The organism is Nocardia sp. NPDC057353 (genome assembly GCF_042667085.1).
Taxonomy (GTDB): Bacteria; Actinomycetota; Actinomycetes; order Mycobacteriales; family Mycobacteriaceae; genus Nocardia.
This window is the reverse complement of sequence record NZ_JBHVAK010000005.1, coordinates 130,429-156,486: the sequence shown is the minus strand read 5'-3', so window position 1 is coordinate 156,486 and position 26,058 is coordinate 130,429. Positions and strand designations below refer to the sequence as shown.

At 74.8% G+C, this 26,058-nt stretch carries 1 protein-coding gene and 1 pseudogene; both read left to right on the top strand.

Annotation, left to right across the window (positions count from 1 at the left end; genetic code table 11):
• Positions 1-12 precede the first annotated feature (12 nt).
• Positions 13-10,353: pseudogene (locus ACFUUZ_RS04265) on the top strand (amino acid adenylation domain-containing protein); the annotation flags it as partial.
• A 352-nt stretch (positions 10,354-10,705) separates the two neighbouring features.
• On the top strand, positions 10,706-25,957 hold the full coding sequence (locus ACFUUZ_RS04260; protein ID WP_378692399.1) for an amino acid adenylation domain-containing protein: 15,252 nt from the start codon (positions 10,706-10,708) through the stop codon (positions 25,955-25,957).
• The last annotated feature ends 101 nt before the right edge of the window (positions 25,958-26,058 follow it).

Sequence of the window (26,058 nt, the reverse complement as noted above, 5' to 3'; positions counted from 1 at the left end):
GCGATGACCCGCCCCGCCCGTACCCGCCCGACCCGCACCAGGGGACCGCGCACGGTCACGCTGCCGCAGCTGCTCGCGACCGCGGTCGAGGCGAACCCGGAGGGTGCGGCGCTGGTCTTCGCCGAGGCGGAGGGGAGCGGCCCCGCGGTTGGTTACGCCGAGCTGGACGCGCGCTCCAGCAGGCTGGCCCGGCTGCTCATCGGGCGCGGGATCGGCCCGGAGGACCTGGTCGCGGTCGGCATCCGGCGCTCGGTGGAGTCGGTGCTCGCGGTCTGGGCGGTGGCCAAGACCGGGGCCGGCTTCGTCCCGGTCGACCCGAACTACCCGGCCGACCGGGTGCGGCACATGCTCACCGACTCCGGCGCCGCGCTCGGCCTCACCGTCGCCGCCGCGCGCGGCGCGCTGCCGGACGACACCGAGTGGCTGGTCCTCGACGACCCCGATACCGTGCGCCGCCTGGCCGAGCAGCCCGCCGACGCGGTCACCCAGGCCGATCGGGGGCGCCCGGTGCGCGCCGAGCACCCGGCCTACGCCATCTACACCTCGGGCTCCACCGGGCTGCCCAAGGGCGTGGTGGTCACCCAGGCCGGGCTGGCCGGGTTCTGCGCCGAGCAGCGCGAGCGGTACGGCGTCGACGCCGGCTCCCGCACGCTGCACTTCGCCTCGCCCTCGTTCGACGCCTCGGTGCTGGAGCTGCTGCTCGCGCTCGGCGGCGGCGCGACCATGGTGGTGGTCGCGCCGGAGGTCTTCGGCGGCACCGAGCTGGCCGAGGTGCTGCGCCGCGAGCGGGTGACGCACGCCTTCGTCACCCCGGCCGCGCTGGCCTCGGTCGATCCGGCCGGGCTGGACCGGCTGCGGGTGGTGGTGACCGGCGGCGAGGCCTGCCCGCCCGACCTCGTGCGGCGCTGGGTCGCCCCGCTGCCGGACGGCACGCAGCGGCACTTCCACAATGCCTACGGCCCCACCGAGGCCACCGTCGCCACCCATATCAGCGCCCCCATGCGCCCCGGCGAGCCGGTGACCATCGGCGCGCCGATCCGCGGCATCGCGGCGCACGTGCTGGACGCCAGGCTCATGCCGGTGCCGGACCGGGTGGCGGGCGAGCTCTACGTGGCGGGCCCGGCGCTGGCCCGCGGCTACCACGGCAAGCCCGGCCTGACCGCCACCCGCTTCGTCGCCGACCCGCTCGGCGCGCCCGGCTCCCGGCTCTACCGCACCGGCGACGTGGTGCGCGGCGCGGGCGCGGGGGAGCTGGAGTACCTGGGCCGCAACGACTTCCAGGTGAAGATCCGTGGCTTCCGGATCGAGCTGGGCGAGATCGACGCGGTGCTCGCCGAGCAGCCGGGTGTCGACTTCGCCGCCACCGTCGGGCACGAGCTGGACAGCGGCGCCACGGTGCTCGTCTCCTACGTGCACGGCGACCGGCCGGACACCGCCGCGCTGGCGAGCGCGGCCGGGCAGCGGCTGCCCGCGCACATGGTGCCCGCGGCGATCGTCGTGCTCGACGAGATCCCGCTCACCCCCGGCGGCAAGCTGGACCGGAGGGCGCTGCCCGCCCCGGTCTTCGCCGCCAGGGAGTTCCGCGCGCCCGCGGGCAGGCTGGAGGAGCTGGTCGCCGGGATCTTCACCGAGCTGCTGCGCGCCAGAGAGATCGGCGCCGACGACGACTTCTTCGAGCTGGGCGGCAACTCGCTGATCGCCACCCAGGTGATCGCCAGGCTGAACGACGCGCTGGAGACCAGGATCCCGGTGCCGGTGCTCTTCGAGGCGCCGACCGTGGCCGGGCTGGCGCTGCGGCTGGTGGAGTTCACCGAGAACCCGGAGCGGCTGGCGCTCACCGCGGGCCCGCGCCCGGACCGCATCCCGCTCTCCCCCGCGCAGCGGCGCATGTGGTTCCTGAACCGCTTCGACCCGGAGTCCACCGCCTACAACATCCCGATCGCGGTGCGGTTCAGCGGCGCGCTCGACGTCGACGCGCTGCGCGCGGCCGTCGCCGACCTGGCCGCCAGGCACGAGGTGCTGCGCACGCTCTACCCGCAGACCGAGGACGGCCCGGTGCAGGTGGTGCTGCCGGTCGCGCAGTCGGTGCCGGAGGTGGAGTACCGCACGGTGCCCGCCGAGCGGCTCCGCGACGCGGTCGCCGAGGTGATCGGCACGCACTTCGACGTCACCGCCGAGGTGCCGCTGCGGGTGGCGCTGATCGCGGTGCGGCGCGCGGACGGCGCGGAGCCGGACGAGCACGCGCTGGCCATGGTGGTGCACCACATCACCGCGGACGGCTCCTCGATCGGGCCGCTCACCCGCGACCTGGTCACGGCGTACGTGGCGCGGGCGGGCGGCGCCGCACCGGAGTGGGCGCCGCTGCCGGTGCAGTACGCCGACTACAGCCTGTGGCAGCAGGAGCTGCTCGGCAGCGAGCGCGACCCGGACTCGGTGGCGGCGCGGCAGATCGCCTTCTGGCAGGACGAGCTGGCCGGGCTGCCGGACCAGATCGAGCTGCCCGCCGACCGGCCGCGCCCCGCGGTGCAGTCCTACGCGGGCGGCATGGTCGAGGTGCGGATCGACGCCGAGACGCACCGGGCCCTCGGCGAGCTGGCCAGGGCCAACGGCGCCACGCTCTTCATGGTCGTGCACACCGCGCTCGCGGTCTGGGCCGGGCGGCTCTCCGGGGCGGACGACGTCGCCGTCGGCACCCCGATCGCGGGCCGCGACGAGGTGGCGCTGGAGCAGCTCATCGGCATGTTCGTGAACACCCTGGTCTTCCGGACCAGGCTGGACCTCGGCGCGCCCTTCACCGAGCTGTTGAAGCGGCAGCGGGACACCGACATCCAGGTCTTCGCGCACGCCGACGTGCCCTTCGAGCGGCTGGTCGAGGTGCTCAACCCGGAGCGCTCCACCGCGCGGCACCCGCTCTTCCAGATCGGGCTCTCCTTCCAGAACCTCGCCCCGACCACCCTCGAACTGCCCGGGCTGACCGTCTCCGGGGTCGACTTCGAGACCGCCATCTCGCAGTTCGACCTGCACTGGATGATCGGCGACGGCTACGACGCCGACGGCGCGCCGACCGGGATCGGCGGCGTCGTCACCTACGCCACCGCGCTCTTCGACGAGTTCACCGTGCGCGGCTTCGTCGACCGCTTCGTGCGGGTGCTGCGCGCCGTCGCGCAGGCACCGGAGACGGCGGTCGGCGACCTGCCGCTGCTGCAGCAGCACGAGCGCGACCGGCTTCTGCTCGCCCGCAACGCCACCGCGCACCCGGTAGACCCGGCGGCCACGCTGGTCGCGCTGCTCGACGCCGCCGTCGCCGAGTCCCCGGCGGGCACCGCGCTGATCGACCCCGCCGGCGGCACGGTCGACTACGCCGCGCTCGGCGCGCGGGTGAACCGGCTGGCCAGGCACCTGATCTCGCTCGGGGTCGGCCCGGAGACCAGGGTGGCGCTCGCGCTCCCGCGCTCGGTGGAGCTGGTCGTCGCCATGTACGCGGTCGCCGTCGCGGGCGGCGCCTACGTGCCGCTCGACCCCGCGCAGCCCGCGCAGCGCACCGGGTACATCCTCGACACCGCGGCCCCCCTCTGCGTCGTCACCGACCTGGCCACCGGCTTCACCGCGCCGGAGACCCCGGTGCTGGTCCTCGACGACCTGCCGCTCGACGGCTACGCCGACGGCCCCGTGCGCGACGCCGAGCGGCGCGCGCCGCTGCGCCCTGCGCACACCGCCTACGTCATCTTCACCTCCGGCTCCACCGGCCGCCCCAAGGGCGTCGCGGTGCCGCACGGCGCCATCGTCAACCAGCTGCTCTGGAAGCGCGCGGAGTTCCGGCTCGGCGCCGAGGACGCGGTGCTGCTCAAGACCGCGGCCACCTTCGACCTCTCGGTGTGGGAGTTCTGGTCCGCCGCGGTGTGCGGCGGCACGCTGGTGATCGCCGACCCCGAGGGGCACCGCGACCCCGGCTACCTGAACGAGCTCATGGCCAGGGCGAAGGTGACCACGCTGCACGTGGTCCCGTCCATGCTGGACGCGCTGCTCACCGAGGCGGACGGCGCGCTGCCCGGCTCGCTGCGCCGGGTGCTCGCCATCGGCGAGGCGCTGCCCGCCGCGGTGGCGCAGCGCTTCCTGCGGGCGAACCCGGCCGCCGAGCTGTTCAACCTCTACGGCCCTACCGAGGCCGCGGTCTCGATCACCGCGCACCGGGTGACCAGCGCCGACCAGCACGCCGTCTCGATCGGCGACCCGGAGTGGAACTCCCAGGTCTACGTGCTCGACGCGCGGCTGAACCCGGTCCCGATGGGCGTGGCGGGCGAGCTCTACCTGGCGGGCGCGCAGCTGGCCCGCGGCTACTTCGGCAGGCCGGACCTGACCGCGGACCGGTTCGTCGCCAACCCGTTCCGGGCCGGGGCCCGCATGTACCGCACCGGCGACCTGGCCGCCTGGAACCCGCTGGGCGAGCTGGAGTACCGCGGCCGCACCGACTTCCAGGTGAAGGTCCGCGGCTTCCGGATCGAGCTGGGCGAGATCGAGGCCGCGCTGCGGGAGCAGCCCGCAGTGGCGCAGGCGGCCGTGCTCGCCAGGCCGGGCCCGGACGGCACCGGCGAGCGGCTGGTGGCCTACCTGGTCGGCGCCGCCGACGTCGACGCGGTGCGCACCGCGCTCGCGGCCAGGCTGCCCAGCTACATGGTGCCCGCCGCCTTCGTCGCGCTGGACGCGCTGCCGCTGACCGTGAACGGCAAGCTGGACCGCGCCGCGCTGCCGGAGCCGCAGGCCGAGCAGGCCGCCTTCCGCGCGCCGGAGGGCAAGGCCGAGCTGGTGCTGGCCGAGGTCTTCACCGAGCTGCTCGGCGTCGAGCGGGTCGGCGCCGACGACGACTTCTTCGCGCTCGGCGGCGACTCCATCGCCTCCATCCAGGTGGTGGCGCGGGCCCGCACCCGCGGCGTGACGATCAGCCCGCGCGAGGTCTTCGAGCACCGGACCGTGGCCGCGCTGGCCGCCGCCGCGACCGCCGAGCCGCCGGACGACGGGCTGCTCCCGCTCACCCCGGACGGGCTGCGGCTGCTCGCCGACGCCCCCGGCGGGATCGAGCTGCGCGCCATCGAGCTGGAGGTCCCGGCGGGCACCGCCACCGACCGGGTCTGGGCCGCCGCCGACGGCGTGCTGGCCAGGCACCCCATGCTCTCCGCGCGGCTGGTGCGCACCGAGGAGGGCGAGCCCGCCTTCGAGCTGGTTCCGCCCGCGGGCCGCCCGGGCGAGCCGTACTGGCTGCTCGACGCCGCCGAGGTGGAGCCCGCCGAGTACGACCAGGTGGTCGAGGCCGTCGCCGCGCAGCTGGACCCGGCCACCGGAGCCAATGCCAGGTTCGTGCTGATCACCCCGGCCGAGCCGAACCGGGGCGGCACGCTGCTCGTGGTGGCGAACGGCCTCGTCGTGGACGACGCCGCGTGGCGGATCGTGGTGGACGAGCTCAGCGCGGCCTGGTCCGGCGGGCACGCCGCGCCCGCGGCCACCGGGGCGGGGTCGGGCGGGTTGATCCGCGCGCTCGCCGCGCGCGCCACCGACCCGGCGACCATGGCCGAGCTGGAGTGGTGGCGCTCCGCCGTGCCGCGCGGCGGCAGGCTGTACCCCGGCGACCTGCGCATCCGCGGCAGGCTCTCGGCCAGGATCACCAGGGAGGCCGCGGGCGCGGTCGCCACCGTCGCCGACGCCTACCACGCGACCGTCGAGGAGGTGCTGCTCACCGCGCTGGCGCTGGCGCTGGCCGACCCCACCGCGCCGGAGCAGATCGGCACCGTGGTCCGGCTGACCGCGGACGCCAGGGTCGGGCTGCCCACCGACTTCAGCGGCGGCGGCACCGACGCCGCCGACCTCGTCGCGGCCTTCACCACCACGTACCCGCTGGCGCTGCGGCTGACCGGGATCGACTTCGCCGAGGTGCTGGACGGCGGCCCGGCCGCGGGCGTCGCGCTCGGCCGGGTCAAGGAGATGTGCCGCGCGGTGCCCGCGGGCGGCGTCGGGTTCGGGCTGCTCCGGCACGCCAACCCGGCCACCGCGGGCGAGATCGCCCGGCTGGACCGCGGCCTGCTCGGGCTGCGCTACCGGGACCTGCGCCCGGCCCGGGTGCGGGCCGACTCACCCGTGGACGACCTGGTGCTCGACCTCACCGTCGACGCCACCACGGACGGCCTCGTCGCCCGCTTCGACTACGCCGCCGCGGTGCTCGACCTGCCCGACGTGCAGACCTTCGCCGAGCGCTGGGTGCGCGCGCTCGGCGGGCTCGCCGAGCACGGCAGGCGCCCGGACGCGGGCGGCCACACGCCCTCCGACTTCCCGCTGGTGTCGCTGGTGCAGCGCGATGTGGACCAGCTCACCCGGGGCTACCCGGAGCTGGCCGACGTCTGGCCGGTGACCCCGCTGCAGTCCGGCATGCTCTTCCACGCGCTGCTCGCCGCGGGCTCGGTGGACGCTTACACCATGCAGTTCGGGCTGCACCTGACCGGGCCGGTGGACGCCACCCGGCTGCGCGCCGCCGCCGAGCTGGTGCTGGTGCGCTACCCGAACCTGCGCGTCGCCTTCGCCGAGGACAGCGCGGGCGAGCCGGTGCAGGTGGTGCTGGACGCGGTCCGGCTGCCGTGGCGCTTCGTCGACCTCGCGCACCTGGCCGAGCGCCCGGCCGAGGCCGCGCGGGTGCGGGTGGTCGCCAACGACCTGGCGACCCCTTTCGACATGCACGCCGCGCCGATGCTGCGCTTCACCCTGATCCGCACCGCCGCCGAGCGGCACCAGCTGCTGGTCACCGCGCACCACATCCTGGTCGACGGCTGGTCCATGCCGCTGCTGCTGCGCGACCTGCTCACGGTGTACGCGCTGGTCGGACGGGTGCGGCGGCCGCTGGGCGAGCCGATCGGCTCGTACCGCGACTACCTGCTCTGGCTCGCCGCGCAGGACCGCGCCGCCGCGCGCACCGCCTGGCAGGCCGCGCTGAGCGGGGTCGACGAGCCCACCGCGCTGGTGGCCGCCGTCCCGGAGCCGGGCGCGGCCGAGGCCGGGGTCGGCGAGGCCGAGTTCACCCTCTCGGTCGCCCGCTCCGAGGCGCTGAGCAGGCTCGCCGCCGAGCTCGGGGTCACGGTGAACACCGTGGTCCAGGCGGCATGGGCGCTGCTCATCGGGCGCAGCACCGACCGGGACGACGTGGTCTTCGGCGCCACCGTCTCCGGCCGCCCGCCGCAGCTGCCCGGGGTGGAGACCCTGGTCGGGCTGTTCGTGAACACCGTCCCGGTGCGGGTCCGGCTGGAACCGGGCAGCACGCTGGCCGGGCTGCTGCGCACGCTGCAGCTGGAGCAGGCGGCGCTGCTCGACCACCACCACATCGGGCTGGCCGAGATCCAGGAGCTCGCAGGCGTCGACCCGCTCTTCGACACGCTCGTGGTCTTCGAGTCCTTCCCGATCGACAAGGCGGCGCTGGAGCGCGCCGGGCTGGAGCAGCCGGGCGGCATCGACGGCATGCACCTGGCCGGGGTGGACGTCGTGAACAACACGCACTACCCGATCACCGTCATGGTGGTGCCCGGCAGGCAGCTGCAGGTGACGCTGAAGCACCGCAGGGAGCTGGTGGACGACGCCGCCGCCGCGCTGCTCGCCGAGCGCTTCGCCGCGGTCATCGACCGCTTCGTGCGCGACCGCAACGCCCGGGTCGCCGAGGTGAACCTGCTGACCGACGCCGAGCGCGCGGTGCTGGCCACGGCGAACGCCACCGAGGTCCCCGAGTTCCTGGACGAGGCGACGCTGCTCACGCTCTTCGACGCGCAGGTGGCGCGGACTCCGGACGCGCCCGCCGTGGTGTACGAGGACACCAAGCTCAGCTACAGCGAGCTGGACCTGCTCTCCCGCGCGCTGGCCCAGGTGCTCACCGAGCGCGGGGTCGGGCCCGGCAGCCTGGTCGGCATCGCCATGCGGCGCTCGCTGGAGCTGGTCGCCTCGATCTACGCGGTGCTGCGCACCGGCGCCGCCTACCTCCCGATCGACCCGGACCACCCGGCCGAGCGCAGCGAGCACGTGCTGGCGAGCGCGGCGCCGCTCTGCGTGCTCACCACCGCGCGGGACCGCTTCACCACCGAGGGCGGGGTGCAGGTCGTCGAGCTGGACTCGCTCTGGCTGCCGGACCCGGACTCGCTCGCCGCCGACGAGCCCGCCACCCCCGCGGTCCGGCCGGACGGCGCCGCCTACGTCATCTACACCTCCGGCTCCACCGGCCGCCCCAAGGGCGTGGTGATCACGCACCGGCAGATGGTGAACCAGTTCCGCTGGGCGCAGTGGACCTACCCGCACGGCGCGGGCGACCTGGTGCTGCACAAGACCCCGATCACCTTCGACATCTCCACCTGGGAGCTGTTCTGGCCGCTGCAGACCGGGGCGACGGTGCTGATCGCGGAGCCGGACGGCCACCGCGACCCCGCCTACCTGCTGCGCGAGCTCACCGAGCGGCGGGTCACCGCGGTGCACTTCGTGCCGTCCATGCTGGCGGCCTTCCTGGACGAGATCGCCGAGCTGCCGCAGGTCGCGCTGCCCGCGCTGCGCTGGATCTTCGCCGCGGGCGAGGCGCTCACCGCCGAGCTCGCGGCCCGCTGCGCCGCACTGCTGCCCGATGCCTACCTGGTGAACTGGTACGGCCCGGCCGAGGCCACGGTGGTGACCGCGTACGCGGTGAGCGGCCGGGCGCGGCGCGGCGGCATCCCGATCGGCGCGCCGGTGGCGAACACCGAGGCGCTGGTGCTGGACCGGCAGCTGGCGCCGGTGCCGTTCGGCGCCCCCGGCGAGCTGTACCTCGCAGGCGTGCAGCTGTCCCGCGGCTACGCGAACGCCCCCGCGCTCACCGCCGAGCGCTTCGTGGCGCACGGCGGTGGGCGGCGGCTCTACCGCACCGGCGACGTGGTGCGCTGGCAGCGGCCGGGCGGCGACGGCGCACCGGTGCTGGAGTACTTGGGCCGCAGCGACTTCCAGGTCAAGCTGCGCGGCCAGCGGATCGAGCTGGGCGAGATCGAGAGCGTCTTGCTCGGCCACCCCGCGGTGCGCAAGGCGGTGGTCACGCTGGTGCGCGGCGAGGCAGGCGACCGGCTGGTCGGGTACGTGGTGTCCGAGCCGGAGGCGGGCGACATCCGGCGCGCGGTGCTCGCGCACGCGAAGGCCGCGCTGCCGTCCTACATGGTGCCGTCGGCGCTCGTGCTGCTGGACGCCATGCCGCTCAACGCCAGCGGCAAGTTGGACCGCAAGGCGCTGCCCGCGCCCGAGTTGACCGGCAGGCCGTACCGGGCGGCGCTCTCGCCGCTGGAGCAGACCGTCGCCGGGCTCTTCGCCGAGGTGCTGGAGCTGCCGCGGGCCGGGATGGACGACGACTTCTTCGAGCTCGGCGGCAACTCGCTGCTCGCCACCAGGCTGGTGGCCAGGCTGCGCGCGGTCACCGGCGTCGACGTCCGGGTGCAGTGGCTCTTCGCCGACGCCACGGTCGCCGCGGTCACCACGAAGGTGCGCGCGGTCTCCGCGGGCGAGGTCGAGCCCGAGCACGGGTCGGACGCCGCGCTCGGCGTGCTGCTGCCGCTGCGCGGCGGCGGCAGCCGGGAGCCGCTCTTCTGCCTGCACCCCATGTACGGCCTGGCCTGGAGCTACGCCGGGCTGGCCGGGCACATCGACGCCGACCGCCCGATCATGGGCATCCAGTCGCCCGCGCTCACCGAGGACGGCTACCTGGCCGAAACGCTGCCCGAGATCGCCGAGCGCTACCTGGCCGAGATCCGCGCGGTGCAGCCGCACGGCCCGTACCACCTGCTCGGCTGGTCGCTCGGCGGCATCGTTGCGCACGCCATCGCGACCACGCTGCAGGCGGCGGGCGAGGAGGTCGCGCTGCTGGCCATGCTGGACAGCCACCACGAGATCGACATCTCCGACTTCCGCTCGGCGCTGAAGGCGGCGCTCGGCGAGCTCGGCATCGACGACGCGGTGCTCGGCGCGCTCCCCGACGACCCCGAGCACGACCTCGCCGAACTCACCGACGAGGCGCTGGCGCTGCTGCACGCCGCGGTGCCCGCCGAGGCGGCGGTGCTCACCCCCGAGCGGGTGCGGCGGATCTACCGCAACGCGGTGCGCTCCGCCGAGCTGATCAACCGGTACCGGCCCGAGGTCTTCCGGGGCGCGCTGCAGTACTTCAGCGCCGCCGTCGACCCGCGGCCGGGCGCGGCGGCGGCCTGGCGGCCGTACGTGGACGGCGAGGTGGTCGACCGGCCGGTCCCCGCCACGCACGACCAGATGGCCGACCCGCGCGCGCTCGCCGAGATCGGGCCGCAGCTGAACCGGCTGCTCGATCGCCGCTGACCGGTAGCCGGTTGCTCGCTGTCCAGTTGCTACAGCTGCATCCCCCGCGATGGCGCGGCGGGCGCTCCTGAGACCCGTCTCTCAGCCGTCAGCTTGCGTTTTTCGGGAAGCAACCGGCACCCTGTAAGCGGTCGAAGTCTTCAGAGGACTTCGATCAGGCAATTTATCCCCACATGGTTTGGTGAACGGCGGGTAGGAGCCCATCGCACGCGTTTCGCGGCGATAGGGAACGTTCATCACCGCGGCCTCGCGTGGGGTCTCCGATGCGTGCAGTGCTCTTCGATGACGGGCGGGTAATCGTGTTGCTGGGTGGTATGCGAGAGGGAAGCTCGATCGGCGGGGGGTCCCGCCCGTGACCAGCTCGACCCGGACCAGGCCCACCCGTACCCGCCGCGCCAGGCTGGTCGCGCTCCCGCAGCTCATGGCCGCCGCCGTCGAGGCGAACCCGGGCGGCACCGCCGTGGTCTTCGCAGGCGCGGAGCGCAGCTACGGCAGCCTCGGCTACGCCGAGCTGGACGAGCGCTCGAACCGGCTGGCCCGGCTGCTGCTCGACCGCGGCATCGGCCCCGGCGACCTGGTGGCGATCGGCATCCCGCGCTCGCCGGAGTCGGTGCTCGCGGTCTGGGCGGTGGCCAAGACCGGGGCGGGCTTCGTCCCCGTCGACCCGCGCTACCCGAGCGACCGGGTCGCCTACATGGTCCGCGACTCCGGCGCGGTGCTCGGGCTGACGGTGAGCGGGGAGCGCGCCGGGCTGCCCCGCGAGGTCGAGTGGCTGACCATCGATACCCCGGCCGCGCAGCGCTTCTCGCTGGAGCCGATCTCCTCCGCCGACCGGCCGCGGCTGCTGCGCGCCACCGACGCGGCCTACGTCATCTACACGTCGGGTTCCACCGGCCGCCCCAAGGGCGTCGTCGTCACCCAGGCCGGGCTGAAGGGGTTCTGCGACGAACAGCACGAGCGGTACCGGGTCGGCACCGACTCCAGGACGCTGCACTTCGCCTCGCCCTCGTTCGACGCCTCGGTGCTGGAACTGCTGCTCGCGCTGGGCGGCGCCGCCACCATGGTGGTGGTCGACCCGGCGATCGTCGGCGGCGACGAGCTGGCCGGGCTGCTGCGCCGGGAGCGGGTGACGCACGCCTTCATCACCCCGGCGGTGCTCGCCTCGCTCGACCCCGCGGGGCTGGACGAGCTGCGCGTCGTGGTCGCCGGCGGCGAGGCCTGCCCGCCGGAGCTGGTGCGGCGCTGGGTGCAGCCGCGCGGCAACGGCCGGTTCCGCGAGTTCTACAACGGCTACGGCCCCACCGAGACCACCATCATGACCAATATCAGCGGCCCGCTGGTGCCGGGCGAGACGGTCACCATCGGGGCGCCGATCCGGCGCGTGGTCGCGTATGTGCTGGACGAGCGGCTCGGCCCGGTGCCGGAGGGGGTGGCGGGCGAGCTGTACCTCACCGGTGCGCAGCTGGCGCGCGGCTACCACGAGCGGCGCGGGCTCACCGCGGCCAGGTTCGTGGCGAACCCGTTCGACGACGGCGGCTCCCGGCTCTACCGCACCGGCGACCTGGTGCGGCGGCTCGCCTCCGGCGACCTGCAGTACCTCGGGCGCAACGACTTCCAGGTGAAGGTCCGCGGCTTCCGGATCGAGCTCGGCGAGATCGACGCGGTGCTCGCCGCGCACGAGACGGTCGACTTCGCGGTGACCACCGGCCACCAGCAGGCGAACGGCGCCACCGTGCTCGTCGCCTACGTGCACGCGGCCGCGGGCGCCGCGGTCGAGCCCGCCGAGCTGACGGCGTGGGCGGAGTCCAGGCTGCCCGCGCACATGGTGCCGACCGCGATCGTCGTGCTCGACGCCATCCCGCTGACCCCGGTCGGCAAGCTGGACCGGGCCGCGCTGCCCGCGCCGGTGCTGGAGCACCGCGCCTACCGGGCCCCGGAGACCGAGGTGCAGCGGGTGGTCGCCGGGGTGATCGCGGCGGTGCTCGACACCGACGGGATCGGGCTGGACGACGACTTCTTCGAGCTGGGCGGCAACTCGCTGCTCGCCACCCAGGTCGCCACGCGAATCGGCGCGGCGCTGGAGACCAGGGTCCCGGCGCGCGCGCTGTTCGAGAACAGCACGGTGGAGAAGCTGGCGGCCGCGGCCGAGCAGCTGGCGGGCCGCGGTGCCAGGCCCGCGCTGACCGCGGGGCCGCGGCCCGCGCGGGTGCCGCTCTCGCCCGCGCAGCAGCGCATGTGGTTCCTGAACCGGTTCGACAGCCACTCGGCGGCGTACACCATCCCGGTGGCGGTGCGGCTGCACGGCGAGGTGCGGGTCGAGGCGCTGACCGCGGCGATCGAGGATGTGGTGCGGCGGCACGAGGTGCTGCGCACGGTCTACCCGGAGACCGACACCGGGCCGATGCAGGTGGTGCTGCCCGCGAGCGCGGTGCCCGCACCCGACGTCCGGCGGGTGTCGGCGGCGGAGCTGCCCGCCGCGCTGGCCGAGCTGATCGCCACCTCCTTCGACGTCACCACCGAGGTGCCGCTGCGGGTCGCCGTGTTCGAACTCGGCGCGGACGAGTGGGTGCTGGCCATGGCGATCCACCACGTCAGCGGCGACGGCTCCTCGATCGCCCCGCTGACCAGGGACCTCATGGTTGCCTACGCGGCCCGCGCCGCGGGGGAGGAGCCGGGCTGGGCGCCGCTGCCGGTGCAGTACGCCGACTACAGCATCTGGCAGCGCGCGCTGCTCGGCGCCGAGGACGACCCGGAGTCGGTCGCGGCCGCGCAGATCGCGCACTGGCGGGCGGCGCTCGCCGACCTGCCGGAGCAGCTGGAGCTGCCGACCGACCGGCCCCGGCCGCCGGTGCAGTCCTACGCGGGCAGCTCGGTGCCGGTGGTGATCCCGGCCGCGACCCACCTGGCCCTGACCGAGCTGGCACGGGCAGGCGGCGCGACGCTGTTCATGGCGCTGCACACCGCGCTCGCGGTGCTGCTGGCCCGGCTGGCGGGCACCGACGACGTCGCGGTGGGCACGCCGATCGCGGGCCGCGGCGACGCCGTGCTCGACGACCTGATCGGCATGTTCGTGAACACCCTCGTGCTGCGCACTCGGCTGGCGCCGGGCGACCGCTTCGACGAGGTGCTGGCCAGGCAGCGGGAGAGCGACATCCAGGCCTTCGCCAACGCCGACGTCCCGTTCGAGCGGCTGGTCGAGGTGCTCGACCCGGCCCGCTCGCAGAGCAGGCACCCGCTGTTCCAGGTCGGGCTCTCCTTCCAGAACTTCGGCACCACCGAGTTCGAGCTGCCCGGGCTCACGCTCTCCGGCCTCGACCTGGAGATCGAGCTGTCCCAGTTCGACCTGCACCTCGTGGTGAGCGACGAGTACGCGGAAGACGGCGCGCCCGCGGGCATCTCCGGCGTGCTGACCTACGCGACCGCGCTCTTCGACCGCGGGACCGCGGAGCAGCTGGTCGGCCGCTTCCTCCGGCTGCTCGACGCGGTCGTCGCCGAGCCGGGCATCCCGGTCGGCGACATCCCGCTCATGGACGCCGAGGAGCAGCGGCGCGCCCTGGCGTGCAACGCGACCGCGCACCCGGTGCGCTGGACCCGGCTGCACCAGGGCTTCGACGAGCACGCCGCCGTGGCGCCCGACGCCACCGCGCTGGCGGGCGAGTTCGGCGAGATCGGCTACGGCGAGCTCTCCGCGGCCGCGAACCGGGTGGCGCGGCTGCTGCGCGCCACCGGCGTCGGCCCCGAGGTCTCCGTGGTGCTCGCGCTGCCGCGCGGCCCCGAGCTGGTCACCGCCATGCTCGGGGTGCTGCGCGCCGGTGGCGCCTTCGTCCCGCTCGACCCCGCGCATCCGGCCGACCGCGTGCGGCACATCCTCGACACCACCCGCCCCGCGGTGCTGATCGCCGAGCCCGGCGCCCGGCTCCCGGTCGAGCCGAGCCCGCGGACCACCCGGCTGACCGTCGCCGACGCCGCCGGGTACCTCGGCGACCCGCTGCCGCAGGACACCGTCCCGGACCGGCGGCACCCGGCCTACACGCTGTTCACCTCCGGCTCCACCGGGCGGCCCAAGGGCGTGACCGTGCCGCACGGCGCCGCCGCCAACCAGATCGCCTGGCTGGTCGCCGCGTACGGCATCGGCCCGGCCGACCGCTACCTGCAGAAGACCGCGCCCACCTTCGACCTGTCGATCTGGGGCTTCTTCGCGCCGCTCGCGGCGGGGGCGCGGATGGTGCTGGCGGAGGAGGGCGGGCAGCGCGACGCCCGCTATATCGCCGAGCTGATGCACCGGCACGGCGTCACCGTCACCGACTTCGTGCCGTCGCTGCTCGCGGTCTTCGCCGAGCACGCCGAGCCTGCGGAGCTGACGGCGCTGCGCGACGTCTTCGTCATCGGCGAGGCGCTGCACCCGGAGACGGTGGCGGCGTTCCGGCGGGTGAGCCGGGCCCGGCTGCACAACCTGTACGGCCCGACCGAGGCCGCGGTCTCGATCACCGCGCACGCGGTCACCGAGCGCGACACCGCGGTGGTGCCGATCGGCGCGCCGGAGTGGAACAGCACCGCCCACGTCCTCGACGCCAGGCTCCGGCCGGTGCCGCCCGGCGTGCGCGGCGAGCTGTACCTGGGCGGCGCGCAGCTGGCGCGCGGCTACGCGGGCCGCCCCGACCTGACCGCGGAGCGCTTCGTCGCCGACCCGTTCGGCGCCGGGACGCGGCTCTACCGCACCGGCGACCTGGTGACCAGGCGCGCCGACGGCGAACTCGTCTACGCGGGCCGCGCCGACTTCCAGGTCAAGTTCCGCGGCCAGCGCATCGAGCTCGGGGAGATCGAGACCGCGCTGCGGGCCGTGGACGGGGTGGCGCAGGCGGTGGTGCTGGTCGCCGACGGGGACGTGGGCCAGTTCCTGGCCGGGTACGTGACCCCGGAGCCCGGGCGCGACCTCGACGGCGACGCCGTCCGGGATGCGGTGCGCGGCGCGGTGCCCGGGTACATGGTGCCCGCGGTGGTCACCGTGCTGCCGCGCTTCCCGCTCAACCCGTCCGGGAAGCTGGACCGGAGAGCGCTGCCGGTCCCCGCCTTCCGGGCGCGGGAGTTCCGCGCCCCGGTGACCCCGGTCGAGGAGCTGGTCGCCGGGGTGTACGGCGAGGTGCTCCGGCTGGAGCGGGTCGGGGCCGACGACGACTTCTTCGAGCTCGGCGGCAACTCGCTGCTCGCCACCCAGGTCGCGGCCAGGATCGGCGCCGCGCTGGACACCACGCTGCCGGTGCGCGCGCTCTTCGAGGCGGGCAGCGTCGCCGCGCTCGCCGCCCGCGCCGAGCAGCACGCGGGCAGCGGCGGCCGCCCGGCCCTGACCGGCGTGTGCAGGCCGGATCCGGTGCCGCTCTCGCTGGCCCAGCAGCGCATGTGGTTCCTGAACCGCTTCGACCCGGACTCGGCGGTCTACAACATCCCGATCGCGGTCCGGCTCAGCGGCGACCTCGACACCGCCGCCATGGCGGGCGCCGTGCGCGACCTGGTGACCAGGCACGAGGTGTTGCGGACCGTCTACCCGGAGACCGAGGACGGCCCGGTGCAGCGCGTGCTCCCCGCGGACTCGGCGGTCGCCGGGCTCTACCCGGTGCCGGTGCGGCCCGGCGAGGTCGCGGAGCGGGTGGCGCGGATCGCCACCGCGGGCTTCGACGTGACCGCCGAGGTGCCGCTGCGGATCGCGCTCTTCGAGGTGGCGGGGGCCGCCGAGTACGTGCTGGTCTTCGTCGCACACCACATCGCCGCGGACGGCTGGTCGGTGGGCCCGCTGACCCGCGACCTCATGGTGGCCTACGCGGCGCGGGCCGCGGGCGCCGCGCCGGAGTGGACCCCGCTGCCGGTGCAGTACGCCGACTTCAGCGCCTGGCAGCGGGAGCTGCTCGGCGCCGAGGACGACCCGTCGAGCCTGCTCGCCCAGCAGACCGGGTACTGGCGGGAGACGCTCGCGGGGCTGCCCGACGAGCTGGCGCTGCCGACCGACCGGCCGCGGCCCCCCGCCTCGCAGTTCGCCGGGGCGAGCCTGGACTTCGAGATCCCCGAGGAGCTGCACCGCGGACTGAAGCAGCTCGCCGCCGAGCACAATGCCACGCTCTTCATGGTGGTGCAGGCCGGGTTGGCGGTGCTGCTGGCCCAGCTCTCCGGCACCGACGACATCGCCATCGGCACCCCGGTGGCCGGTCGCGGCGAGGCCGAGCTGGACGACCTGATCGGCATGTTCGTCAACACCCTCGTGCTGCGCACCCCCGTCGCGCCCGGGGACGGGTTCGACACGCTGCTGCGCCGGGTCAGGGAGACCGATCTCGCGGCCTTCGCGCACGCGGACGTTCCGTTCGAGCGGCTGGTCGAGGTGTTGGCGCCGCCGCGCTCGCAGGCGCGGCACCCGCTCTTCCAGACGGCGCTGACGCTGGTCAACGCCCCGGCGACCGAGTTCGAGCTGCCCGGGCTGAAGGTCGCGGGCATCGAACCGCCCGCGCAGCCGGCCAAGTTCGACCTGCAGTGGACGCTGCAGGAGCGGCGGGCGGGCGGCATGGCGGGCTCGGTGATCTACGCGACCGACCTGTTCGACGCGGAGACGGCGCAGTCGTTCGCCGAGCGGTTCGTCCGGGTGCTGGCCGCGGTGGTGGCCGATGCCGCGGCCCCGGTCGGCTCGGTCTCGCTGCTCGCTCCCGCCGAGCACGCCGACCTGGTGTCCAGGGCCTATCCGCCGCCGCCGTCGCAGCGGCTGCTGCCCGAGCTGTTCACCCTCGGCGCGCCGGACGCGACGGCGGTGGTCTTCGAGGGGCGGACCCTGACCTACCGGGAGCTGAACGAGCGCGCGAACCGGCTGGCCCGGCTGCTGATCGCGGCGGGCGTCGGGGCCGAGGACGTTGTCGCGCTGGCGATCCCGCGCTCGATCGAGTCGGTGGTCGCGGTCGCGGCGGTGTCCAGGACGGGCGCGGCCTTCCTGCCGATCGACTCCAGGAACCCGGTCGACCGGATCGAGTTCATGATCGCCGACTCCGGCGCCCGGATCGGGCTGACCGCGAGCGGCGTGCGCAGGACGCTGCCGGACACGACGTGGTGGCTGGTGGTGGAGGACCTCGATACCCGCGGCTTCGACGCCGCGCCGGTCACCGATGCCGATCGGCGGGTGCCGCTGCACCCGGACCACCCGGTGCACGTCATCTACACCTCCGGCTCCACCGGCCGCCCCAAGGGCGTCGTGGTGAGCCACCGGGCACTCGCGAATTTCGCCGCTGACCAGGACGGACGCTTCGGGCTGAGCGCGCGCACCAGGGCGCTGCACTTCGCCTCGCCCTCGTTCGACGCCTCGCTGCTCGAGCTCTGCCTCGGAATCCTGCGCGGGGGCACGCTGGTGGTGGTGCCGCAGACCGTGTACGGCGGTGAGGAGCTGTCGGAGCTGATCCGCGAGCAGCGGGTGACCCATGCCGTCATCCCGCCCGCCGCGCTGGCGACCTTCGACCCCTCCGGACTGGACACGCTGCGCGTGGTCATCGCCGGTGGCGAGGCCAGCCCGCCGGAGCTGATCGCCCGGTGGGCGGTCCCGCTGCCGGACGGCACCGTACGGGCCTACCACAACGGCTACGGCCCCACCGAGACCACGGTCGACAGCAATATCAGTGCTCCGCTGCTGCCGGGCGCGCGGGTGACGATCGGTGAGCCGCAGCACGGGACGCAGTCGCTGGTGCTGAACGCGCGGCTGCAGCCGGTGCCGGTTGGGGTGGCCGGTGAGCTGTACATCGGTGGCGTGCAGCTGGCGCGCGGCTATCTCGCCAGGCCCGGGCTCACCGCCGACCGCTTCGTCGCCAACCCCTACCGCGAGGGCGAGCGCATGTACCGCACCGGCGACGTGGTGCGCTGGACCCGCGGCGGCGAGGTCGAGTACGTCGGCCGCTCCGACTTCCAGGTCAAGATCCGCGGCTTCCGGATCGAACTCGGCGAGATCGACACCGCGCTCGCCGCGCACCCGAGCGTCGACGTCGCCGTCACCATCGGCCACCGCGGCGAGACCGGGGTCGCGAACCTGGTCTCCTACGTGGTCGCCGCGCGCGGCCGCACGGTCGACACCGGCGCCCTGGCCGCGCACCTGCGCGAGACGCTGCCGGTCTACATGATCCCCGCGGCCATCGTGGTGCTGGACCGGCTGCCGCTGACCACCGTCGGCAAGCTGGACCGCAAGGCGCTGCCCGAGCCGGTCTTCACCTCCGAGGTCGCTTTCCGTGCGCCGCGCACGCCGATCGAGCAGACCGTCGCCGATGTCTTCGGCCGGGTGCTCGCCGTCGAGCGGGTCGGGCTGGACGACGACTTCTTCACCCTCGGCGGCAATTCGCTGCTCGCCACCCGGGTAGCCGCCCGGCTCGGGGCTGCGCTGGACACCAGGGTGCCCGTGCGCACCCTCTTCGAGTCCTCGACCGTCGGTGAGCTCGCCGCGGTGCTGGAGCGGGAGCGCGGCACCGGCGCCCGCCCCGCCCTGGTCGCGGTCGAGCGGCCGGAGCGGATTCCGCTCTCGCTGGCCCAGCAGCGCATGTGGTTCCTGAACCGCTTCGACCCGGACTCGGCGGTGTACAACGTGCCGATCGCGGTCCGGTTGACCGGCGAGCTCGACACCGCCGCCATGGCCGGGGCCGTGCGCGACCTGGTGGCCAGGCACGAGGTGCTGCGGACCGTCTACCCGGAGACCGAGGACGGGCCGGAGCAGCGGGTACTCCCGGTCGGCGCGGTGGACATCGCGCTCACCCCGGTGCCGGTGGCGGCCGACGAGGTGCCTGCCAGGGTCGCCGAGCTCGTCACCGCCGGTTTCGACGTGACCGCCGAGGTGCCGCTGCGGGTGGCGCTCTTCGAGGTGCCGGGGGCGGGCGAGTACGTGCTGGTCTTCGTCGCGCACCACATCGCGACGGACGGGTGGTCCATGAGCCCGCTCACCCGCGACCTCATGGTGGCCTATGCCGCGCGGGCGGCGGGGGCCGCGCCGGAGTGGGCGCCGCTGCCGGTGCAGTACGCGGATTTCAGTGTGTGGCAGCGGGAGCTGCTCGGGGCGGAGGACGACCCGTCGAGCCTGCTCGCGACGCAGACCGGGTACTGGCGGGCGGCGCTGGCCGGGCTCCCGGACGAGCTGGCGCTGCCGACCGACCGGCCGCGGCCGAGTGCCTCCCGGTTCGCCGGGGCGAGCGTGGATTTCGAGATCTCCGAGGAGCTGCACCGGGGTCTGCGGCAGCTGGCCGCCGAGCACAATGCCACGCTCTTCATGGTGGTGCAGGCCGGGTTGGCGGTGCTGCTGGCCCAGCTCTCCGGCGGTGACGACATCGCCATCGGCACGCCCGTGGCGGGCCGCGGCGAGGCCGAGCTGGACGACCTGATCGGCATGTTCGTGAACACCCTCGTGCTGCGCACGGCGGTGCTGCCGGAGGACGGCTTCGCCGCGCTGCTGCAGCGGGTCAGGGAGACCGACCTGGCGGCCTTCGCGCACGCGGACGTGCCGTTCGAGCGGTTGGTGGAGGTGCTGGCGCCGCCGCGCTCGCAGGCCAGGCACCCGCTCTTCCAGACGGCGCTGACGCTGGTCAACGCCCCGGTGACCGAGTTCGAGCTGCCGGGCTTGAAGCTCGCGGGCATCGAACCGCCCGCGCTGCCCGCCAAGTTCGACCTGCAGTGGACGCTGCGGGAGCTGCTGACCGCCGATGGCGCCGCCACGGGGATCGCCGGTTCGGTGCTCTACGCGACCGACCTGTTCGACGAGCGGACGGCGCGCTCGTTCACCGAGCGGTTCGTCCGGGTGCTGGCCGCGGTGGTGGCCGATGCCGCGGCCCCGGTCGGCTCGGTCTCGCTGCTCGCTCCCGCCGAGCACGCCGACCTGGTGTCCAGGGCGTGCCCGCCGCCGCCCGCGCCGCGGCTGCTGCCCGAGCTGTTCGAGACCGGGCTGCCGGATGCGGCAGCCGTGGTCTTCGAGGGGCGGACCCTGACCTACCGCGAGCTGAACGAGCGCGCGAACCGCCTGGCCCGGCTGCTGATCGCGGCGGGCGTCGGCGCCGAGGACGTTGTCGCGCTGGCGATCCCGCGCTCGATCGAGTCGGTGGTCGCGGTCGCGGCGGTGTCCAGGACGGGCGCGGCCTTCCTGCCGATCGACTCCAGGAACCCGGTCGACCGGATCGAGTTCATGATCGCCGACTCCGGCGCCCGGATCGGGCTGACCGCGGGCGGCGTGCGGGCGCAGCTGCCGCGCACGTCCTGGTGGCTGGAGCCCGCGGAGTCGGAGCTGCGCGAGTTCGACGGCGGGCCGGTCACCGATGCCGACCGGCGGGTGCCGCTGCACCCGGACCACCCGGTGCACGTCATCTACACCTCCGGCTCGACCGGGCGCCCCAAGGGCGTCGTGGTGAGCCACCGGGCGCTGGCCAACTTCGCCGCGGACCAGGATCGGCGTTTCGGGCTCAGCGCGCAGACGCGGGCGCTGCACTTCGCCTCCCCGTCGTTCGACGCCTCGCTGCTGGAACTCTTCCTGGCGATCCTGCGCGGCGGGACTCTGGTGGTGGTGCCGCAGAGCGTCTACGGCGGCGAGGAGCTCTCCGAGCTGATCCGCGAGCAGCGGGTGACCCATGCCGTCATCCCGCCCGCGGCGCTGGCGACCTTCGACCCCGCGGGGTTGGACACGCTGCGGCTGGTGATCGCGGGCGGCGAGGCCAGCCCGCCGGAGCTCATCGCCCGGTGGGCGGTCCCGCTCGCCGACGGGACCGTGCGGGCGTACCACAACGGCTACGGCCCGACCGAGACCACGGTGTGCAGCAACACCAGCGCGCCGCTGGTGCCCGGCGAGACGGTGACCATCGGCGGCCCGCAGGACGGCACGCAGTCGCTGGTGCTGAACGCGCGGTTGCAGCCGGTGCCGGTGGGGGTGGCCGGTGAGCTGTACATCGCGGGTGTGCAGCTCGCGCGGGGTTACCATGCGCGGCCGGGGCTCACCGCCGACCGGTTCGTCGCCAACCCGTACCGGAGCGGCGAGCGCATGTACCGCACCGGCGACGTGGTGCGCTGGACCCGCGGCGGCGAGGTCGAGTACGTGGGCCGCTCGGACTTCCAGGTCAAGATCCGCGGCTTCCGGGTCGAGCTGGGCGAGATCGACGCCGTGCTCGCCGCGCACCCGAGCGTGGACTTCGCGGTCACGGTCGGGCACCGCGGCGAGACCGGGGTCGCGAACCTGGTCTCCTACGTCGTCGCCGCCCGCGGGCACGTGATCGACACCGGGGCGCTGGCCGCGCACGTCCGCGAGACGCTGCCCGCCTACATGGTCCCCGCCGCCTTCACGGTGCTCGACCGGCTGCCGCTGACCACCGTCGGCAAGCTGGACCGCAAGGCGCTGCCGGAGCCGGTCTTCGCCTCCGAGCAGGTCTTCCGGGAGCCGCGGACGCCGATCGAGCAGACCGTCGCCGAGGTGTACGGCCGGGTGCTCGCCGTGGAGCGGGTCGGGCTGGACGACGACTTCTTCGCCCTCGGCGGCAACTCGCTGCTCGCCACCCAGGTGGCCGCCCGGCTCGGGGCCGCGCTGGACTCGCGGGTGCTGGTCCGCACCCTCTTCGAGGCCTCGACAGTCGGGGAGCTCGCCGCGGTGCTGGAGCGCGAGGCGGGCAGCGGTGCCAGGCCCGCGCTCACCGCGGGGGAGCGGCCGGAGCGGATTCCGCTCTCGCTGGCGCAGCAGCGCATGTGGTTCCTGAACCGCTTCGACCCGGACTCGGCGGTCTACAACGTGCCGATCGCGGTCCGGCTCACCGGCGTGCTCGACGTCGCCGCCCTCGGCGCCGCGGTGCGCGATGTCCTGACCAGACACGAGGTGCTGCGGACGGTCTACCCGGAGACCGAGGACGGGCCGGAGCAGCGGGTGCTGCCCGCGGCCGAGGTGCTGCCCGAGCTGCCGGTCGTGCCGGTGCCCGCCGCCGCGCTCCCCGCCGAGCTGCGCGCGATGGTGTCCGGTGGCTTCGACGTCACCGCGGCGGCGCCGCTGCGCGTGGCGCTGTACGCGCTCGACCCGCCCCCCGGCCGGGACGCCGAGTACGTGCTGGTCTTCGTGGCGCACCACATCGCCGTGGACGGCTGGTCGGTCGGGCCGCTCACCCGGGACCTCATGGTCGCCTACATCGCCAGGTCCGGGCAGGCGGCGCCGGAGTGGGCGCCGCTGCCGGTGCAGTACGCCGACTACAGCATCTGGCAGCGCCGGGTGCTCGGCGACGAATCCGACCCGGAGAGCGTGCTCGCCACCCAGGCCGAGTACTGGCGCCGCACGCTCGCCGGGCTCCCCGAGGAGCTCGGGCTGCCCACCGACCGGCCGCGGCCCCGCACCGCGGGCTTCGCCGGCGCCCGCGCGCCCTTCGCCGTCGACGCCGAGCTGCACGCGGGCATCCTGCGGCTGGCGGCCGAGCGCCAGGCCACCGTGTTCATGGTGGTCCAGGCGGCGCTCGCGGTGCTGCTGGCGCGGCTGGCCGGGACGACGGACGTGGTGCTGGGGACGCCGGAGGCAGGCCGCGGCGAGGCGGAGCTGGACGACCTGGTCGGGATGTTCGTGAACACCGTGGTGCTGCGGACGCCGGTCGAGCCGGACGACGACTTCGACGCGGTGCTGGCGCGGGTGCGGGAGACGGACCTGGGTGCCTTCGCGCACGCCGACATCCCGTTCGAGCGGCTGGTCGAGCTGCTCGACCCGGTGCGCTCGCAGGCGCGGCACCCGCTGTTCCAGGTCGCGCTCTCGCTGACCAACCTGCCCACCTCGAGCTTCGAGCTGCCGGGGCTGCGGCTCGGCGCGGTGCCGACCGACGAGGTCGTCGCCAAGTTCGACCTGCAGTGGACGCTCGTCGAGCGGCACGGCCCCGACGGCGAGCCCGCGGGTATCGACGGCATGGTCGACTACGCCACCGACCTCTTCGACCACGGCACGGTCGTGTCCTTCGCCGACCGCTTCCTGCGGGTACTCCGCGGCGTGCTAGCCGACCCGTCGGTGACCGCGGGCGCGGTCGAGCTGCTCGACCCCGCCGAGCAGGTGGACCTGGTGTCGCGCGCCGGGGCGGCCGCGGTCGCGCCGCGGCTGCTGTCCGAGCTGTTCACGCTCGGTGCGCCGGACGCGCCCGCGGTGGTCTTCCAGGGGGAGACGCTCACCTACGGCGAGCTGAACGCGCGCTCGAACCGGCTGGCGCGGGTGCTCGTCGCCGCGGGCGTCGGAGCCGAGGACCTGGTCGCGGTCGCCGTGCCGCGGTCGGCCGATTCGGTGCTCGCCGCCTCGGCGGTCACCAGGACCGGGGCCGCCTTCGTGCCGATCGACCCGAACTACCCGGCCGACCGCATCGCGCACATGGTCACCGACAGCGGCGCGCCGATCGGGGTCACGGTGCGGTCGGTGCGCGACCGGCTGCCGGACTCGGTGCGCTGGCTGGTGCTGGAGGACCTGGACGCTGCCGCCTACGACGCCGCGCCGCTGACCACCGCCGAGCTGGTCCGCGCCCCGCGCCCGGAGCACCCGGCCTACGTCATCTACACCTCCGGCTCGACCGGCGCCCCCAAGGGCGTCGTGGTCACGCACGCGGGGCTGGCGAACTTCGCGACCGAGCAGGCCGAGCGGTATGGCCTCGACGCGCGGACCCGCGCGCTGCACTTCGCCTCGCCGAGCTTCGACGCCTCGATCCTCGAGCTGCTCCTCGCGCTCGCGCGGGGCGGGGCGCTGGTCGTCGCGCCGCCCGACGTCTACGGCGGCGCCGAGCTCGCCGAGCTCATCCGGCGCGAGCGCGTGACGCACGCCTTCATCACCCCCGGCGCGCTGGCGACCTTCGACGGGCGCGGCCTGGATTCGCTGCGGGTCCTGGTGGCCGGTGGCGAGGCGTGCCCGCCGGAGCTGGTCGCGAAGTGGGCGGCCCCGCTGCCGGACGGCACGGTTCGGGCGTTCCACAACGGCTACGGGCCGACCGAGACGACCATCATGACCAATATCAGCGCCCCGCTGGTGCCGGGGGAGCCGGTCACGATCGGCGGCCCCACCCGCGGGATGCGGTCGCTGGTCCTGGACGCGCGGCTGCGGCCGGTGCCGGTGGGGGTGGCGGGCGAGCTGTACCTGTCCGGTATCCAGCTCGCGCGCGGCTACCACGCGCGGCCCGGGCTCACGGCGGCGCGGTTCGTGCCGAACCCGCACGTCCCGGGAGAGCGGATGTACCGCACCGGCGACGTCGTGCGCTGGACCCGCGCGGGCGAGGTCGAGTACCTCGGCCGCTCCGATTTCCAGGTCAAGGTGCGCGGCTTCCGCATCGAGCTGGGCGAGATCGACGCGGCGCTGGCCGCGCACCCGGATGTCGACTTCGCGGTCACCGTCGGGCACGGCGGCGCGGCCGCGACCGTCCTGGTCGCGTACGTGGTCGCGGCGCCCGGCCGCGCGCTCGACCTGCCCGCGCTCGGCACCCACCTGCGGGAGCGGCTGCCCGGGTACATGGTGCCGTCCTCGATCACCGTGCTGGATCGGGTGCCGCTGACCCCGGTGGGGAAGCTGGACCGCGGTGCGCTGCCGGCGCCGAGCTTCGAAGCCGACCGGTACCGCGCGCCGTCGACCCCGGCCGAGGAGACCGTCGCCGCGGTCTTCGCCGAGGTGCTCGGCGTCGAGCTGGTCGGCGCCGACGACGACTTCTTCGAGCTGGGCGGCACCTCGCTCAGCGCCACCAGGGTCGTCACCCGGCTGCGCGAGCGCACCGGCACCGAGCTCAAGGTCGCCGCCTTCTTCGACGACCCCACCGTCGCCGGTATCGCGGCCAGGGTGGTCGCGGCGCACTCCGGGGACGAGGCCGCGCTGGGGGTGCTGCTGCCGATCCGGCGCACGGGCGGCAGGCCGCCGCTCTTCTGCTTCCACCCCTACACCGGGCTGGCCTGGAGCTTCGCCGGGCTGACCCACTTCCTCCCCGCCGACCAGCCGATCTACGGCCTGCAGACGCCCGCGCTCGCCGAGGAGGGCTGGCACCCGGAATCGCTCGACGACTTCGTCACCCGGTACCTGGCGGAGATCAGGAAGGTGCAGCCGGAGGGGCCGTACCGGCTGCTCGGCTGGTCCATCGGCGGAGTGCTGGCGCACGCCGCCGCGGTCCGGCTGCAGCGCGAGGGCGCCGAGGTCGAGCTGCTCGCCGTCCTGGACGGCACGCCCGAGGTGGATCTCGGCGACTTCCGGCGGGCGGTGCGCTCCGCCTTCGCCGAGGTCGGGATCGCGCCCGAGGCACTGCCGCCGGAGGAGGAGCTGGGTGCGCTGAGCGACGAGGCGCTCGAGGTGCTGGCCGCGGGCATCCCCACCGAGCTGGCGGTGCTCGACGCCGACCGGCTGCGGCGGATCTACCGCGGCGCCATGACCGTCGTCGAGCTTGCCACCCGGTACGACCTCGGCGTCTTCCGCGGCCGGATCGAGTTCTTCCGCGCGACGAAGACCGACCGCGGCGGGGCGCTCGTCACCCCCGCCGCGTGGTGGCCCTACACCGACACCGCCGTCGCCGACCACCCGGTCGACGCGACACACCTGCTCATGACCACCCCGGAGGCCTTCGCCCGACTGACCCCGACCCTGATCGAACTGCTCGACACATAGCGCCACGCCCGGCGCTGTGAACTGCATCTCGCGCGGCATTCTTGCGATGCTGTGCGGATGCCCTGCACCCTGGAGTGCGCAGCGTCCGCCAACTGGGTCGA